Source organism: Aneurinibacillus migulanus, assembly GCF_001274715.1.
Lineage (GTDB): Bacteria > Bacillota > Bacilli > Aneurinibacillales > Aneurinibacillaceae > Aneurinibacillus > Aneurinibacillus migulanus.
The window spans coordinates 1,975,339-1,993,330 of record NZ_LGUG01000004.1 but is presented as its reverse complement, the minus strand read 5'-3'; the positions used below and the strand labels follow the sequence as shown (position 1 = coordinate 1,993,330).

The 17,992-nt window shown below is 41.1% G+C and carries 17 protein-coding genes; 2 read left to right on the top strand and 15 right to left on the bottom strand.

Going from position 1 to position 17,992, the window contains the following annotated elements; all coding sequences use genetic code 11:
* Positions 1–61 precede the first annotated feature (61 nt).
* A complete protein-coding gene (locus tag AF333_RS11570; RefSeq protein ID WP_043066970.1) occupies positions 62–904 on the top strand; it encodes a MetQ/NlpA family ABC transporter substrate-binding protein in 843 nt (280 codons plus the stop codon).
* A gap of 160 nt (positions 905–1,064) precedes the next feature.
* Here the strand turns inward: AF333_RS11570 and AF333_RS11565 are convergent, their stop codons facing one another.
* The 6 genes from AF333_RS11565 to AF333_RS11540 form a co-directional block, all read right to left on the bottom strand.
* Positions 1,065–2,630, bottom strand: coding sequence for an IS1182 family transposase (locus AF333_RS11565; protein ID WP_053432684.1), 1,566 nt, complete (start codon positions 2,628–2,630; stop codon positions 1,065–1,067).
* Between the two features lie 289 nt (positions 2,631–2,919).
* Positions 2,920–3,417: an NAD-dependent epimerase/dehydratase family protein gene (locus tag AF333_RS11560; protein ID WP_235496386.1), complete on the bottom strand. Its 498-nt coding sequence runs from the start codon at positions 3,415–3,417 to the stop codon at positions 2,920–2,922.
* A gap of 152 nt (positions 3,418–3,569) precedes the next feature.
* Positions 3,570–4,409, bottom strand: coding sequence for a 1,4-dihydroxy-6-naphthoate synthase (locus AF333_RS11555; protein WP_043064436.1), 840 nt, complete (start codon positions 4,407–4,409; stop codon positions 3,570–3,572).
* On the bottom strand, positions 4,406–5,116 hold the full coding sequence (locus tag AF333_RS11550; protein ID WP_043064437.1) for a futalosine hydrolase: 711 nt from the start codon (positions 5,114–5,116) through the stop codon (positions 4,406–4,408). Before AF333_RS11550 ends, AF333_RS11555 begins: the two co-directional genes overlap by 4 nt.
* A 291-nt stretch (positions 5,117–5,407) precedes the next feature.
* Positions 5,408–6,166: a TrmB family transcriptional regulator gene (locus AF333_RS11545; RefSeq protein ID WP_043064438.1), complete on the bottom strand. Its 759-nt coding sequence runs from the start codon at positions 6,164–6,166 to the stop codon at positions 5,408–5,410.
* 45 nt (positions 6,167–6,211) lie between these two features.
* Positions 6,212–7,372: an MFS transporter gene (locus AF333_RS11540; RefSeq protein WP_043064439.1), complete on the bottom strand. Its 1,161-nt coding sequence runs from the start codon at positions 7,370–7,372 to the stop codon at positions 6,212–6,214.
* A gap of 260 nt (positions 7,373–7,632) precedes the next feature.
* On the opposite strand from AF333_RS11540, the gene AF333_RS11535 reads away from it, so the two are divergent.
* Positions 7,633–8,376 (top strand): SDR family NAD(P)-dependent oxidoreductase, encoded by a 744-nt coding sequence (locus tag AF333_RS11535; protein WP_043064440.1) that lies wholly within the window; start codon positions 7,633–7,635, stop codon positions 8,374–8,376.
* A 96-nt stretch (positions 8,377–8,472) separates the two neighbouring features.
* Here the strand turns inward: AF333_RS11535 and AF333_RS11530 are convergent, their stop codons facing one another.
* The 9 genes from AF333_RS11530 to AF333_RS11490 all read right to left on the bottom strand — a co-directional run bounded on the left by AF333_RS11530 (position 8,473) and on the right by AF333_RS11490 (position 17,860).
* Entirely contained in the window at positions 8,473–8,829 is a 357-nt protein-coding gene (locus tag AF333_RS11530; protein ID WP_043064441.1) for a GIY-YIG nuclease family protein, read from the bottom strand.
* Between the two features lie 700 nt (positions 8,830–9,529).
* On the bottom strand, positions 9,530–10,735 hold the full coding sequence (locus AF333_RS11525) for an ROK family transcriptional regulator (RefSeq protein ID WP_043064442.1): 1,206 nt from the start codon (positions 10,733–10,735) through the stop codon (positions 9,530–9,532).
* Positions 10,736–10,832: 97 nt separating this feature from the next.
* On the bottom strand, positions 10,833–11,369 hold the full coding sequence (locus AF333_RS11520) for a chromate transporter (protein ID WP_043064443.1): 537 nt from the start codon (positions 11,367–11,369) through the stop codon (positions 10,833–10,835).
* A gap of 15 nt (positions 11,370–11,384) precedes the next feature.
* Positions 11,385–11,990, bottom strand: a complete 606-nt coding sequence (locus tag AF333_RS11515; protein ID WP_043064444.1) for a chromate transporter — start codon at positions 11,988–11,990, stop codon at positions 11,385–11,387.
* A 208-nt stretch (positions 11,991–12,198) separates the two neighbouring features.
* Positions 12,199–12,954 carry a class II aldolase/adducin family protein gene (locus AF333_RS11510; protein WP_043064445.1) on the bottom strand — a complete coding sequence of 252 codons (756 nt, stop codon included), beginning with the start codon at positions 12,952–12,954 and terminating at the stop codon, positions 12,199–12,201.
* Positions 12,955–12,984: 30 nt separating this feature from the next.
* Positions 12,985–13,950, bottom strand: coding sequence for a D-2-hydroxyacid dehydrogenase (locus AF333_RS11505; protein WP_052811789.1), 966 nt, complete (start codon positions 13,948–13,950; stop codon positions 12,985–12,987).
* Positions 13,951–13,977: 27 nt separating this feature from the next.
* Positions 13,978–15,420, bottom strand: a complete 1,443-nt coding sequence (locus AF333_RS11500) for an amino acid permease (protein ID WP_043064446.1) — start codon at positions 15,418–15,420, stop codon at positions 13,978–13,980.
* A 175-nt stretch (positions 15,421–15,595) separates the two neighbouring features.
* Positions 15,596–16,774, bottom strand: coding sequence for a Glu/Leu/Phe/Val family dehydrogenase (locus AF333_RS11495; protein WP_043064447.1), 1,179 nt, complete (start codon positions 16,772–16,774; stop codon positions 15,596–15,598).
* Positions 16,775–16,822: 48 nt separating this feature from the next.
* Positions 16,823–17,860 (bottom strand): aromatic ring-hydroxylating oxygenase subunit alpha, encoded by a 1,038-nt coding sequence (locus tag AF333_RS11490; RefSeq protein ID WP_043064448.1) that lies wholly within the window; start codon positions 17,858–17,860, stop codon positions 16,823–16,825.
* Positions 17,861–17,992 lie beyond the last annotated feature (132 nt).

Genomic DNA, 17,992 nt, shown 5'->3' with positions numbered 1-17,992 from the left:
GTTAATCAAAAACTACTCCTCACTACATTTTTTACAAGCAACTAAAATCGGAGGGTAAAAAATGATTTTTTTTCGCTATAAAAACCAAGTTTTTTCATTTGTTTTATCGGTTATTTTTCTTGTTTCCCCATTAACAGGATGCTCAAGCCCCTCAAATGCAAACAATGAGAAAAAAGAAATTGTGTTCGGTTTTACTCCGGGACCATATAGCGATCAAGTGTCAAAAGGAATTAAGCCCTTTTTAGAACAGAAAGGCTATAAAGTGAAAGTTATGGAATTTAGTTCAAGCAATGAGTCTACTGCTGCATTATCGAGAGGAGAAATCGACTTAAACGTACACCAAAGCACCGCATACATGAAAAGCATCTCAAAAGAAAATAATTATGATCTAGCCGTGCTTACTCATGTTCCTTCCGCTCCTCAGGGCTTATATTCTTATAAACATACATCGGAAGCTGACGTAAAAGATGGAATGAGGGTAGCTATTCCAAACGATCCGGTGAATTCAGAAAGAGCATTGAGAATTATTGAAAAACTGGGCTGGATTAAGGTAAAAGATACTGCTAATCTTTTAACTATTTCTGAAAAGGATATTGTCCAGGGATCTCATAAATTAACGTTTGTTCCGTTAGAATCCGCACAAATTCCACGAGCTATGGACGATTTGGATTTCGGCATTTTGAACGGAAATTTTGTCATCTCTTCCGGTCATAAATTATCCGAAGCGTTCGTATTAGAAGAAACACCTATGGAGCACCGCGTTGTAGCCGTTGTTCGGAGTCAAGATAAAGACAGCGAATGGGCAAAAGCTGTATATGAAGCATACCGTTCAAAAGAATTTAAAGAAATAATTAAAACAGATCCAAACTTTGAAGGTTACATCTTACCCGATTACATGAAATAACAGAGGCTAATCTATCGTTGTTTACATATATCTTACTTGCTCAATGAAATACAAGAGGCTGTCTCAAAAGGTCGTTGAAAAACGATTTTTTCGAGCCAGCCCTTCTTTTTTTACCTGAATATGGATTTTAAAGGTTGCTTATCCTCGATTTTCTTTCTATTTATCTCCGTATTTGTGGTTCTTTTGATTGTTGATTTAATTTTAGGGTCCATTTTATGAGGTTATGGGCAGCACAAATAAGACCCCATTCCACCGTATTTTTGGATAGGCCTCTTAATGAAAATCGATGAAACTGGCGATTATGTTTGATTTGACCAAACACAGGTTCCACATCGATTTTTCGCTGGCTGTATTTTCGTTCTCCTTCTTCGGTTGCCAGCCGTTCCCGTACGTCTTTGCGCTGTTTTTGATTTTCCATCGAAACAGTGATCCTTTTGGTTTCTTTTCCTTTTGCGCAAGACGCTTGAAATGGACAGCCATGACAGTCCGCACAAAGGTACACTCGCTTGATCGATTCATATCCATTGTCCGACTTCTGTTTCTTTTCATAACGAAAGGTCAGTCGTTTATTGTTCGCACACATCCACTTATCCTGTTCTTCGTCGTACGTCATGTTCTCCAGACGACCCACTTGATTCTTCCATGTTTTCGTTTGTTCCTTATCGAAGGTACTGTATTTGACGTACGCCTCGATTTCTTTCTTTTCGCAATAGACGTAATTCTCCTCGCTCCCATATCCGGAATCGCCAATCAACGCCTTTGGTTTAGGGCGATTGTATTGCTCAAGAACTTCAAAATGAGGAATCAGGCAGCCAGGATCTCCCGCCCGTTGGTGAAGACTGAATCCGGTGATAAATTGACCTTCTGTTCCCATTTGTACATTGTAACCAGGTTTCAACTGGCCGTTTTTCATAGGATCATCTTTCATCCGCATAAACGTCGCATCAGGATCCGTCTTCGAAAAGCTGTTGCGTTCCCCGAAGGTGGCCTTTTGTTCTTCGTACTTTTGTTTCCGGGGTAGAAGATCTTTTTCCAGTTGACGCTTTGCTTTCTTTAGGGTTCGATTTTTCGGATGCTGTTCGAGTCGTTTTTCTACCTTTTTTATCGTTTCCTCGATTTTCTCGGATGTAATCGGTGTTTCTTCCCACTTTCCCTGAAAATCTGTTTCCTTTTCTGCCTGTTCATCTTCCCGTGTCACTTCTTCAATGGATGTAACAATCTGCTGGAATTTCTCGTCCAGCTTTTGATCATATTTTTCAGTGGACTTCCGCCAAACAAACGTATATTTGTTGGCATTGGCTTCGATTTTTGTCCCGTCCAAAAAGTAATCTTCCAGCTTCACCAGCCCTTCCTGACGAAGCAGATCGACGAGGGAGAAGAACGTTTCATAAATCACATCCTTCATGCGTTCGGAACGGAAACGGTTGATGGTACGAAAATCCGGTTTTTGATTTTCGGAAAGCCACATGAAGTAAATATTCTCACCCAGCTGTTTGGCGATCTGCCGAGAGGAATATATGCGATTGGTATACGCATACAGAATCATTTTTAGCATCATTTTTGGAGGATAAGGAGGGCGCCCTCCGCCTGGGTGGAGAGGAATAAACAAGCGAGGGTCTATTTTTTCAACCGCTGCATCCACAATTCGGCACAGGTGATGATCGGGGATTAGGATCTCAATATCCATTGGAAGAACTAACTGGCGAGTGGTATAATGAGTGTACATAAGAAAATCGTTCCTTTCTGATATTTTGTTTGTTGTGGTGACTTCATTATATCAAAAAGAGCGATTTTCTTTTTTTTTACGTGAAAAAGGGTGCCCAAAAGTTACTTTTGGGACACCCTCTTCTTCAACCTGTATTATTTCATCACATATTCCGCAGAATGACCTTGTTCCACGAGATTATAAAACTGCTCTTTAACGTTGGTATTGCATAAGCCTACATGATAACAAATAACGGATTCGATTTCGAAGTCCAAAAATTTTTTCAAATAGCTAGGAAACCGATAATCAACTATATCTTGAAGTGATTATCGGCTTTGGCATTTCCATCATGTTTAGATTGCATAGCGGAAAAATTAGCGACCACAACATCATCGATAAACGTAAAGTCCCGAGACTGCTCACCATCACCGAAAATTACAATGGGACGCTCTTGCAAAATACAATAAATAAATTGATGAAAAGCCATATCCGGACGTTGACACGGTCCGAATACAGTAAAATAGCGAAGGGAAATAACAGGAACTTGAAAATTGTGTGCGTATAATTGACATAAGTGTTCGGCTGATAATTTAGTTACCTCATAAGGAGAGATCGGATGCGGAGTTTGCCGCTCGTCTGCCGGTCCTATCATCCCTCCATACACAAAGGAAGAAGAAGCATACACTATTTTTTTAACCGCAGAATTCTGAGCTGCTTCTAATAATAGCTGCGTCGCTAGAATGTTATTGTCCGTATACTCTTTAAAGCTTTTTCCCCAGCTTGTCCGTACACCTGGAATAGCCGCCAAGTGAAAAATATATATGAAATAGATATACATGCAAATACAGGTCAAATTCTAAAAGTTAAAAAAGAAAATGACTACGACTAAAAATCAAGGGTGTTGATTATCCAATATCATCCAGAATGGATAGCCACCACACCGTGCTCCAATCGGTCGTGTCACCTTAACGTCGACAGGTCTATTTCTGGTACTAGCCCTTCTTCCGCGGCTCGGCTAAGCAACGCGGTCACCGCCGCATACCCATCTTCACCCAAATTCGCAGTAAACTTGTTGACGTACAGGTCGATATGTGCCTGTGCCACTTCAGGAGCTAACTCCTGAGCATGGTGTAGCACGTACTCCTGCGAAGCTTCCGGATGTGCCCATGCATATTCGACCGACGCGCGTGCCCAGCCAGCGATCGCAGCTAAATCTAGTGAGCGATGGGCAATAATTGCCCCTAACGGAATCGGCAGACCGGTATCCGTCTCCCACCAGCTGCCTAAATCAGTCAGAAGATTTAGCCCGTATGACGGGTATGTAAAGCGTGCCTCGTGGATGACCAATCCGGCATCGATCTTACCATCGCGGACCGCTGGCATAATTTCATGGAAAGGCATAACCACAATTTCACCTACACCTCCCGGAACTTGTTGGGCAGCCCACAGTCGGAATAAGAGATAGGCAGTTGAACGCTCACTAGGCACCGCTACACGCCGTCCGGACAACACTGCTGGATCACTGGTGCCGGCTGCACCGTTTTTCGTTAGCACCAATGGCCCACAGCCCCTGCCTAATGCTCCTCCGCATGGCAATAGCGCGTACTCAGACAGTACCCAAGGTAGAGCAGCATAAGAAATCTTAAGTACTTCCGGTCCACCACCGTTAGCCGCCAGATTGTTGGTAATATCGATGTCTGCATATGTAACATCAAGCTTTGGCGCACCAGGTAACAGTCCGTGTACCCAGGCATGGAAAACAAAAGTGTCATTGGGACAAGGGGAAAACGCAATTTTCATAGTAATACCTCCCGTAATACTGAACTAGCTGACTCTAGCGCATTTAATGCCTCTTCAATACGCCATGCGGCCCGGTCACGCGGGCCGACCACGTTTGAGATGGCGCGGATTTCCAAGATTGGCACACCATGCTCATGTGCTGCAGTAGCCACCCCAAAGCCCTCCATCGCTTCGGCAGCCGCCCCCGGCACCCGTGTAGCCAATTCCAATGCAGTATCAGACGTACCCGTCACTGTCGATACAGTAAGCACAGGGCCAGTAGTGACTGCCAATTCAGCAGCTCTCAGCGCTTCAACCACCTGACTCACTATGCTAACGTCTACCGGGATACGGGTATAGCCAAAGCCCATCTTATCTAAGCTAAGGAACCCTTCCGGAGTCTCTGCCCCCAGATCAGCGGCGACAATTTCATCTGCCACCACTAAAGAGCCCAGATCAGCTCTGCCAATAAATCCGCCACCGATACCAGCACTTACGACCAGGCCATACTTATCAGCAGCCAGCGCTAACGCCTTCGCTGTGCTGGCTGCGGTCGCTATCGGACCCACGCCTGCCACTAAGACGTCAAATCTGTCAGCACCACGCAGTCCTCGCAGCACCGCATCCCTCTCGGCCGACACAGCAGTCATCACGAGCACGCGCTTTCCCGGTTCCTGCTGCCTAAAGTCCGAAACAACAGGTATATCCGAGTCTAGAGTAGAATCCATTTTTACAATCTCCTTTATTTTATTGTCCTATATAATATTAATTCACTTGAGATTGTTTTGAAACTGCTTTTACATAATCGGCTATCCTCTAACGTAAAGGAACTACTCCCCAAGCAATGGAATCGTCCCTAAGATGAATTACGGAGCGACATATAGACAAAGTGGTTAGTTGATTTTAAACTTCCCTGTAAGCTGTTGCAATAATGAAATCCTGTTCCTCCCACACTCAATAAAAAGACAAATGCTAAACCGAGCAAAGCAAAAATAAAACCGCTCTTGCTTAAAGAGCGGTTAATATCGCAGTCGCATAAGAATATCTTTTATTTCCTGATCCTTCATTAATAAATCATGGTACTTCCCTGTAATTTTAGTTAATGCAATATCATGGTAGAAAAACTCGGTAAAAACTTTAATAAAAGGCTTGGACATCGTTTTTATTGCTTGCCATGAGCCATTCTCTGTACCCACAAACATGATTTCCCGTTCGTCGACCACAAGTAGCTGAAATCTCTCCAGGACGTTATGCTCCAATGCAGGAATAAAAAAATCCAAGTTTGATATGTTTGCCTTTATTTCCCCTACAACGTGCGCTTCTACAGCGACTCCTTGCTTTTCTTTCTCTTCTAATAAAGGTGCATATTCCACAAAGTCGTCATTCCATACAGAAATACGTATAGATTGCTCTGCTTCCTCAATCAATTGTTTAATTTGCGCTTTAATCGTTGTATCTACTTTTACACTCCACACACGGTCATCGGTAAAAGTTTTCTTTGCTGTATTTATTTTTAGCTGCTCAATATCAGCCTGAAATTCTGCGCTCAATTTTTCGATGGCAAGAGATAGCGGCAGTGCAGTGTACATTTTTTGCTTCCCAGACACCGAATTCAAAAGCATACCTTTATCAATCATTTTTGATAACACTTCATATATTTTAGCTTTTGGTACACCGGAGTATTTTACAATCCTGGTTGCATCTAGCGGTTCATCACTGGATAACAGGGTTTCATATACTTTACTCTCATATTGTGAAAAACCAAACTTCTGTAACATAGATCCTCCACACAAATTATTTTTTCTCATTCAAAATAACAAAGCTTATGAACCTTTCACGCCAGCTATCATTGGTCTTGTAAGAGAAAAAACGGCACATAAAAAAGCCAAAAGTACGCATAAGCTCCCTACCCAGGCATTATACAAGATGGAGTAATTTTCGACTACCATTCCTCCAAGAGCCGAACCTAACGCGATTCCTAAGTGCAAAGCGGAATTATTAAAGCTTTGCTGTATATCAGCGGATTCAGGAGCGATTTGGATAAGATAATTTTGCTGAGCTGGTGTTATCGTCCAGCTTAGCATACTCCAGAGAAATAGCACAACAAGGAATAGATAAAACGAAAAGGTTACGACAGGTAAAAGAAACATTACTACAGAAAATAGCGCAGTAATAATGAGAATGCTTCTTGTGGAACCCCATTTATCAGAAACGAGTCCTCCAATCCCGCCTCCCATAACGGCAGCTATGCCAAAAATAAAGTAAACCATGCTAATCCATGTAGGACCCAAACCTAATTGCGTTTTTAAAAACGGCGTTAGGTAAGCGTAAAAAGTTACATGACCTGTTAACATGAATACGCTGATTAATTGTGCACTAATAAGCTTTGATCCTTTTAGCGAGAGTAATTGTTGACGCAGGGGAACCGTACGCTTCGGTGGAATTTCAGACAGAAAAAAGTACGCAATGAGCATCGAAATAAGGGTGAGAATGGAGATAAGAATAAACGGCGAACGCCAACCGTACATATTCCCCAGCATCGTTCCAAGTGGTACCCCAAATACTAAAGAACCGCTAATTCCCATATAAATCATGCCTATCGCTCGCGCCTTATAATTACTTTTAACAATGCTAGTGGCAATAGTAAGGGACAATACCACTATTAATGAGCAACTTGCGGCAGATAAAATTCTTGCAAACAGCAAAGTTGAATAGTTCGGGCTAACCGATGAGATAACATTTCCAATAAAGAAAACAAATAAAGTAAGTATATATAGCTTTTTCCGTTCTACTTTGGAAGTTATCGTTAATAATATCGGTGCAGAAAGAGCAAACACGACCGAGAAAACAGTAATCAACTGGCCTGTCATGCTTACCGTAACTTGCAAATCTTTTGAAATAACATCCATTATGCCTCCAACAATTAATTCCACCATACCAACAACAAAAGAAGTAATCGCTAAGATGTATACTCTGAAGTCCATGTGTATTCTTCCTTTCTATCCCTCTCAAAAGGTTACTACTACGATAGTATACTAATACAAAAAAGATAACAAGATTAGATTATGAAATAAGCATTCTATTATTCAACTAAAGAAGGTCGCATAGAATATCTTCTATACGACCTATCAAAAAATTCTTCTTTATAAGTTTATTTTAGATGTGATTAATAGCTATACTGAATACAAGGACATCAAAAAACTACAGTGTATTCATGTACCGACGACAAAAGGAGAGGTTTTGGATGAAACTTTCTAATAAAGTAGCAATTGTAACAGGCGGGGCAAGTGGAATCGGTGAAGCTACTGTTCGCTTATTTGCAGCAGAAAAGGCCAAAGTGGTTATTGCCGATTTCTCAGATCGCGGAAAAGCTCTGTCAGAAAAGCTAAATTCCGAGGGACATGAGACATTATTCGTGAAGACTGACGTGACAAAAGAGCATGATGTGAAAAGCATGATCGAACAAACAGTCAACGCCTTCGGCAAGCTCGATATTATGTTTGCGAATGCTGGAATTGCCAACGATGGTCCTGCACATGAATTGAGCGTTGACGCATGGCAAAGAACAATCGATATAAATTTATCGGGCGTCTTTCTTTCCGATAAATATGCAATTGAGCAAATGCTAAAACAAGGTACAGGAGGAGCCATTGTAAACTGCGGGTCTATCCACAGTCATGTTGGCAAAGCAAGAGTAACTGCTTACGCTTCTGCCAAAGGAGGAGTAAAACTCTTAACTCAGACATTAGGAATTGATTATGCAAAAGAAGGTATCCGGGTAAACGCTGTTTGCCCGGGATATATCGATACTCCCTTGATTGCTGGCCGCGATGAAGCGATTACCCAGCATCTTGTTAGTCTTCACCCAATGGGCCGTCTGGGAAAACCGGAAGAAGTCGCGAAGGCCGTTTTATTCCTTGCCAGCGACGATGCATCCTTTATTACTGGCACGACCCTTCTTGTTGACGGAGGATATACAGCCCAGTAAGGCAATCATAATTAAGAAGCACAACAAAAAATCCTTAAAATCGGCTATACTCTAAGCGCTGGTTTTAAGGATTTTTCTTTTCATTCCCCACGGGAATTAGCGTGATTTCTCTCGATTATACCCGCGTTCTCCAAATGGCTGAAGCTTATTTAGCCATTTTTCTTCAAGCTTTTCCAGTTCATATTTTGCATCGAAATACCCGTCTTCTTTCACTTTTAATGTTTCCAATACTTCAAAAACAAAAGCTTCTTCTCCAAATTCATTCCACTCCTTCTGCAGCAATTTGTTTGTATGCGAATTCATTTTCAATTGGAATTCTTTTCCGTTTATCGTCTTCAGGTTCATGCTGCTCTCTATATAAATCTTTTGGTTTTTATTATTTTTGATTTGATAAACCCCTGCTTGCGTTTTTGTTTCTTTATATAGCTGTTTTAGTTCTTTTTTTCGGTCCATCTTTTTCTCCTCTTTTCTCATGAATCTGATTACTCAAAGTTGTATATAAACAATTTTTAATTTCGTTTATGTTTTCACAGACAATTTATCATCATATCTACCCTTTGTCAAGCGTAGCGAATAAACTTTCTTATCCATAAGGGAAACTCGCGGGCATTGCCACTCGTTCTTTTTCACCAGCAGTGTTACACGCTTCCGAAGAAAAAAATCGACGTTTGGCACACACCTCGCGCGTTTTTCAAGTGCTATGATCGAAAAAAGGAGATATCGCTTTCTTACTTTATAGGGACACCTACTTTCTTATCTGTTAAAAAAGCTTTACACATTGAAAGGAACAAATCGGAAGAGCAACTACATGCATGAGAGATTTTTAAACAAGACCGAATGCATAATCCTAAAATTGATAACAAAATCGAACCAATGAATCCGGCAGCAAATAATTTTATACCAAGTTTCTAATCATAAGTAAAATACCGATATATTATCTTAATCATTAATAAAAATTATGATAAACTGAAATTAAAATGGGACTTTCATGAAGAAGCGAAACAGGAGATTAACGAAAGAAGAAGTGTGGTAACTGGCACGCTAAAAGTAGGAGCCAGCTTTACAAAAGGAAAACAGACCATCACTTCTAAAGCCAAAGAAATTTTCTTGCAAAAGGTAGAGGAATTTAATACGATCCCTTAACTATTGTTTTTTATTGTAAAAATGACTGGAAAATCATAATGGCCGCACCTGTAGCTGCCGCATTCGATTGCAGCAAGCCAGGGCTGAATTTTGTATCTTCTCTTTCTGTTCCGTATATATACTGTGAAGCCGTCTCTACAATTTTAGCGTAATAGGATGGAACTTCGTATACGATTGCGCTATTCACGATAACCAACTCCGGATGCAGTGAGTTAACAAGGTTGGCGATGCCTACCCCATAATAGTATGCCGATTTCATGAGCACCTCGTTTGCCACATGGTCTCCCTCGTTCGCCGCCCTGATTATCTGATAAATGGAAAGAGAATCCTTATTTTGTCCATCTTGAAGCAAAGAGGAAGCAGAAAACCCTGCCTTTCTTTTTACTTCTTCAATAATGTAGCCAAAGGATACATAAGCAGCCAGGCATCCCTGATTCCCACAAGAGCACCGTAGCCCATCCACTTGGATGACTGTATGCCCGTAGGCATTGGCATCGCCGCTTCTCATATGCATGATTTGCCCATTCGCTATCATTCCACAGCGTAGACCAGCACCACTAATACAATATAGAACATTTTTATAGGGGACTTTTGCGTATGTGTATTCTCCGAGTGCAGCTGTATTCGCCCCGTTTTCCAGCATAATTCTTACCGGATATACTTTGCAAAGCAGAGCTGCAACATCAATGTTTTTCCATCCTGGGGCAAGGAATGCCTCCGGTTGAAGAATAATACCTTTTTCACGATTCAAGGGGCCTACGGAGCCAACTCCGATACCTAACAATTCATCGACCGTAAAACCGTGCTTAGTCATAAACCGAGCAATCACTTCAATAATATAAGAAAACACTTGTTCCGGGGTGTGTGCAAACGTCATAATAACGGAGGAGGCATCAATCTGGTTAAAGGCAAGATCAAAGAGGAGGATCTTCGTATGTGACCGGGAAAGATCGACCCCAATAATATATCCTTTTGTCGTATCGATATGATAAAGGACAGGAGGTCTTCCTCCACTGGATTTTCCCAGACCACGCTCTTGAATGAATCCATTTTCTAGTAATTCTTCGATAAAACGAGCTACGGTTGTTTGTTTTGCTTTTACTTTTTCCAGTATATCCGCCCGCGAAATGGGTCCATGCTCATAAATCGTACGATACATCGTTTTCAGCAAGCTATTTTTTGGTGATACATCTTCCAAAAACTCCTTCAATATCACGATCCAGTCCTCCCGGCTTTTCTTCTCCGTTTTTATCTATTTTAAGACACGGAATAAAAAAATACCAACTGAACCTCTTCTGTACTCATTCTATATCTTACCCATAAAAAATAACTCCAATGATGCCGGAACAGAGAAGTATACTGACGGGATGCAACCGGAATTTGAGGAGAGCCAAAAAAGACAGAGCGAAAATGAGAAATAAACCAAGAGAATCAAGAGAATACGTGCCGATAATCTGGTTAGAGATGGCAAACCGAAGTGCTGCGTATACGATAAGACCGGTAACGACAGGCTTGAGTCCATAAAATATCGCTTCTACCACACCATTCTTATATACGCGATATAAAAAAGCGGCAACAAGTAACAGAATAATGAGCGGAGGCAAAATAATTCCTAAAACCGAAGTTAATACGCCGAGAATACCCGCCTGCTGGTACCCGATAAAAATGGCCATATTGTTGGCCACCGATCCCGGTGCCATGGCCGACACGGCTACAATGTCCGTAAATGCTTCGTGCTGCATCCACCCTTTTGCGATTATCTCCCGTTCAATAATCGGGATGATGGCGTATCCACCACCAAATGACATACATCCCACCTTAAAAAACAGCCAAAATAAACTCCAAAGCATATTTTCACCTCCTACTTACATTTCAAAAGGATGATTTCCTTTCTCTCTCTTTTTCAGCCTGGCTTTTATCCTAATGCTCTTTCTGATTTTATATATGACTATCCCTGAAATAGCCCCTCCAGCGATGACGAATGCCGGATGAATACCAAAGACAAGCAACAGTAAGACGGCACTAACGAACAAAAAGAACGTAGTTTTATCCAAAATAGATGCAAGCCACATCTTGTATGCGGCATAAGCAATTAACGCAACAGTTGCAGAGCGAAGACCTTTGAACGCAGCTTCTACTATATGATTATCTTTAAACATAATGAAAAAAAGACTGAGTGCTATCATAATCAGTACGGTCGGCAACACAATCCCCAGCATGGCGAAAATCGCTCCCGAAACCCCACCCAATCTATGACCAACCATAACCGCAGCATTCACTGCTACCGCTCCTGGTGCAGAACCTGCGACTACAAATACATCGGCAAGCTCTTGTTCATTCATCCATTTTCTCTGCCGAACCACTTCTCTTTCTATAAGAGGAACGATGGCATATCCGCCACCAAAAGTTGTGGGCCCAATTTTGAGAAAGATGAAAAGGATGTGAAAAAGAAAGATAAACCTCTCTTTCATACTTATCCCTCCTTGGAAAAGTAAGATAAACCTTACTCCTCTTATTAAACCACACTTTTAACCATTTTGGTTAAAAGAAAACTAAATTAATTTTTTTTAGCCTTTTTTAACATAAAAGAGAACAGTAAGAAAAAATTCTTACTGTTCTCCTTCAGCATAAACACTAACTATAATTTTCATCCTTCTTAACAGGCTAATAAACTTTAGTTTATTCCAAAAAATCAGGCTGTTCTTTTCGTATGCGATCCCAGAGCGGCTGAAAGCTGAGCCATCCCTCATATTCAACACCTGTTTGCTGAGCGGTCAATTGGGCATACTTTTCATCAATAAAAACGGGTGTCCCAGCCGCTTCAGCCAACAATTGCGACTGGCATGAACGTTCCATAGTAATGAACCACCAAGCAGCTGAATCAACGGATTGTCCCACTGTTAGCAGTCCATGATTACGTAAAATAACAGCTTTGTACTGGCCAAGGGCTTTGGCAATGCGCTCTCCCTCTTCATTCTCGTAGACTACGCCGGTAAAATCATCAAATAACCCGTGATCATTGTAGAACTGGCAAGCATCCTGGGTAATTGGGTCCAGTAACCGTCCTAACGCTGACCAAGTTTTTCCGTATACTGAATGAGCATGTGCTGCCGCCACCACATCCGGACGAGCCTTATGAACTTCTGAATGAATTGCAAAAGCGGCTTGGTTCACAGGCCGATCACCTTCTACAATCTCTCCTTGATGGTTAATAAGCAAAAGGTCAGATACACAAATTTGACTAAAATGCTTTCCATATGGATTGACCCAGAAATGATCCGTATATTCCGGATCCCGCACGGTAATATGCCCTGCAACTCCTTCATCAAACCCAAATTTAGAAAAGAGGCGGAAGGCACCGGCCAGCCGTTCTTTACGGTGCCTGCGCTCTTCCGTTACTGTTTTAAATACAGGCAATTGCAGATACGTAGTCATAATTTCTTTTCCCCCAAAATAATGTAGTAGTTATATATGAAAATCTATCCGATTAATCATAGCTTCGAATCGTTTCTTCTTATAACAACGATAATTTTCGAAAAAAATATCTAATGTTCTCGGAATATACTTACTTGTACAAGAAGAAACATGAGGCGTAATGACCAGATTATCAATACCCCAAAACGGATGATGAGGCGGAAGAGGTTCTTCCTGAAAAACATCCAAAGCTGCAGCCGTAATTTTCTCTGTCCTCAGAGCTTGAATTAAATCATTTTCAACCACTGCATCTCCTCGACCGACATTAATGAACACAACACCATCTTTCATTAAGGAAATCATTCTTGCATCAATAATATGTTTCGTTTCTTGATTGGAAGGAAGTGCAGCACAAATATAATCGCATTGTGGCAGCAATTCACCTATCTGATTTATAGGATACATCTTATCGAAACCATCGACAGATCTACCGTTGCTATTTAAGCCTAATGTACGCATTCCGAATGCCTTTGCTTTTTTTGCGATTTCACTGCCAATACTTCCCGCCCCTAAAATCCCGATTATATTTCCTGAAATTTCTGTCATCTGATCCAAGACTTCTTCTGAGTATCCCCATATCTTTTCCTTTTGCAGATGCTTATAATGTTGAATATTTTTTGCAAAATATAAAATCATGCTCAGCACATATTCACTAATAGGGATCGCATGAACGCCTCTTGCAGAGGTGAGCAATACATTTTTGCTTCTCATCACTTGAAAAGGGAGCTGTTCGATACCGGAACTCATCACCTGAATCCACTTAAGATTTGGGAGCTGCTTCAAATCTTCATCTGATATAGAATCGTGGTAATGTCCGAATGTCAGCAAAATCTCAACCTGCTGCTTTTCATTTGCAGAGAGAGCGAAAATTTTACTTTGCATAACCTCTTCTTTTGTTTTCTCTTTCACTTTATTTATATCTTCCTCCGTTACTTCAGTTGCCGTACATAAAATCAAATCATTTCCTCCTGATCCAAATTTCATTTACGCTTTTTCTTTAAGAAACAAATCTGCTGAATTATCTTCTTTAAACGAAATAGCATGCTTGTCATTTCTCTTATATCGTAGATAGTAATACATATAACAAAGTCCCATACAACCAAGCCCAAATAAGAGAGAAGAACGTTGAGCTGGATCAAACGCCATGAATACTAGCAGGGAGGTACATAATACAAAACAAAGGATAGGGATGAGTGGGAAGAACGGTACCTTGTACTTTAATTCATCCACATGATCACCACTCTTAATTAATCGTTTGCGGAAATTGTATTGGGACAGTGCAATCGACATCCAGGTCAACGTACCTGCCATCCCCGTTACAGAAAGCAAAACAACGAAAAGCGTTTCTGCCGCTATCACGCTCGTAAGTAGGGAAAGCAAAGCGAAACTTAAACTTATAAGCAATGCATTAAATGGTACTCCTCGTGCGTTTAGCTTTCCGAATACCGGATGAGCTATCCCGCTCCGAGAGAACGACCATAGCATACGCGTACAAACATATAGACCGGAATTCCCGACAGACAGCAAAGCGGTTAATATAACAAAATTCATAATGTCAGCAGCATAAGGGATTCCCACACTGTCAAACACGGCGACAAACGGACTTTCAACCAATCCGGCTTGTTTCCATGGAATCAGCGCTGCAATGACTATGATAGCTAACACATAGAATATGAGCACACGAAAGATAATGCTACGAATCGCCTTCGGAATCGTCTTTTGGGGGTTTTCGCTTTCTCCAGCTGCAATCCCCATCAATTCAGAACCTTGAAAAGAGAAGACGACCGCCATCATTGTAATAAATACCGCTGAAAATCCGTTAGGGAAAAAACCTCCATTATTTATAAAATTACTAAACAAAGGTGCCTGTTTTCCGTTCATATCCAAAAAACCGAACATGGCTGCCCCTCCAATGAGGATAAAAGCAACTACGGCAGATACCTTAATACCCGCAAACCAATACTCTGTTTCAGCAAAACTCTTTGTAGTAAGCGCATTCAAAGAAAAAAGCAGCACGATAAAGAGAATGCACCATACCCAAATAGGAACACTTGGAAACCATCGTTTCATTACCATACCGGCAGCCGTAAATTCAAGACCTACCGTTGTTGCCCAACTTAACCAATACATCCATCCAAGTGTAAACCCTGTGGCTGGGCCGATGTATTTTGTGGCATACACTTGAAATGAACCCGTTATCGGCATAGCCACAGCTAGCTCACCAAGACAAACCATAACAAGATACATAATGAGCCCTCCGAACAAGTATGCGATAACGGCTCCGCCAGGTCCGGCTCCATTAAGAGTGGCGCCCGAGCCTAAAAAAAGACCCGTACCAATGACTCCACCGAGAGAGAGCATAAATAAATGTCTGCTTTTCATTGAACGTTGCAATTCTGCTGAATGATTATCTTGCTTACTTTTCATTTCACTGCCCCCATTCTTATCATAATTAAGCGGTAAGCAAGATCGAGCCTGTTCACCTGAAAGCATATGTTTTTTAAATAATCTGGATTATCATAAGATATACAGGAACAGGGCATGAACAGTTTTGGTACTCTGTTATGCCCTTGAAACTCTGTATAAAGGGCTTGCATTTCCACTACGGTTGCACAGATATTGCTTTAGCTGGTTCTGCATACTCTAGTAAATCGCTAACCGCCGGCTTAAACATCTCATAGGCTACCTCTCTTTGATATTCATTCCGTTTTTTGGCTTCCGTAAAGAGGTTATACGTATTTTTTCTACATAACTTTTCAATATCTGCAATTACCTCCTGAGATTCTGGTTTAACTAACCCGAAGATAACAGCATCATAAAAACGGATAGCGCCAAGATTGGCAACAAAATCATTAACAATATCAATTCCTCTTTGTTTTATAATCTTATCTCCTGCATGAGAGATTGGAATATTAGCTGCCTCTACAATTAAACTCGCTTTGACTTTATGTGCATTGGTCTCATTAATAACATCCTCCAACGCAGAAGGAATTAAAATATCACAATCTATATCCAGCCATTCAGTGTTTGATCTTATAACATAATTGGATTCAAAAGAATCGGGATTCATTTCACCATGGGCATTTTTGTGGTCGATAAGCTTTTGGATATCCAAACCTTCCTCACAAGTGACCAATAAATTTGCATCTGCGATTCCTACAACTTTATATCCTAAGTGTGTCATTTTTAGTGCACAGCTTGCTCCTACGCACCCAAATCCTTGAATGACTACTGTGGCTCCTTCCTTTCCACGCTTAAATTTCCAGGCTTCATCAGCAGAGAAAGCTACGCCATAGCCTGTAACTGCATCGTTTAAACACAATCCATCAACCTTTGTCCCTAATAAATCATCAAAAGCTTTTATCCCTTGCAAAACATTCTGATCCTGTTTCATAGACTTTGTAAGAGGAATATCAATACCGAATTCCTTAAAAACTTTTAATACATCATCGTAATTGGTTCCCAAATCGCTTCCTAACGATACTCCCGCATCCACATATGGCATCATCGCAATCAAAAATCTACGTAACACTGCTTTGGCATCTGGCGCTTTGTAATCATATGCAATCCCGGCTTTACATCCTCCAGTGGTCTTGGACTCGCAAGCCGTATACTTATAGGCCATCGCTTCCGCCAACCGTTTCACTTCTTCTTTTGTTACAGTCGGATGCATCCTTGTTCCGCCGCCAGCATATCCTTTCACGAAGTTATGGACGACCATCCAGCCCTGCGCGTTCGTTTCTGTATCGTTCCATTCAACAACCAAGTATGGATTTTTCATCTTTTGTAACCCCTTTCTTTATCCAGTGTAAAATTGTAAGGCCAATGCCTATTCGTCTTGTAATGCCTCTTCAATCATCTGATGGAAATGTTCCATAGCATGCTCGGTAGGAGAATAAATTCCGTTCTCAAATGCTTTGGAGCGAAAACCACTTTGCAGCAACTCTACAAGGTCAAAGTCCTCTTCCCGTACCTGATCAACGAACGTAAATAACTCTTCTTTTTCCTTCGTTAGTTCGGCATCAACAGAGTAATCGCGATAGATACCTAATGACGTTTCCGCATCAATAGGCACAACCTGTATTGTATTTACATTCCCTGCCCCCGGATAAACGTTAAGCATCATATTCGGCCATATCCAATAAAAGCGTGCGCTGGCACCTTCGGTATCCTCGCTTACTGTTGAGCATTGATAAGAAAATTTGTTGTCGATGATAATGTTGTAGTTGGACAAATCAAACGTTTTTGCAAATCCGGGATGGGCAATAGGGCAATGATCGCACTCGAGAAAGTTATCAATAACCGCTTTCCAATTGGCCTTAACGATACGGTGAGTCTCTCTGACTAATTTTAAAGACTCAAGAAATGAATAACGTTGCATCTCCTCTAAGAATGACTGATAAGCCACCGGGAAAGAAGGAGCATCGCTGTCCAGATTTACAAAAATCAGCGAATGATGAACTTCTAACCGGATCGACTTCATACAGCTATATTTTCCAAGCTCATTTGTTTTAAAGTTAGGTGCCCGATGTACATGTCCATCCAATTTGAATGTCCATCCATGATAACTACATTGTAGAATCTTTTTATTTCCTTGTTCACTGCGCTCCACCTTAGCACCACGATGCGGACAAATATTATAAAAAGCATGTAGTTCTCCATCTGTACAATGAGTAACAATAATAGGTTCGCCAGCTACTTCAAACGTAAAGAAATCTCCTGCATTTTTAACCTGACTGGTGTGGCCAACTAATATCCAATTTTTCGAAAATATCTTTTCTCTTTCTTTATTAAAGACCTGCGGACTTATATATTGCTCATACGGTATTGTGGGATTAAAAGATGGTGCGCTTTCTTTTACAGCCATAATGAGAGTTCCTCCTTTTAGTTTCTTTTGTTGGTGTACATCAAATTCAATCAAATGTGTAGGCTTTCATTTATCGAATTATTAAAGCAATTCTAATGCCAACTTCAAAAAACCTCATTAACACAGGGTTTA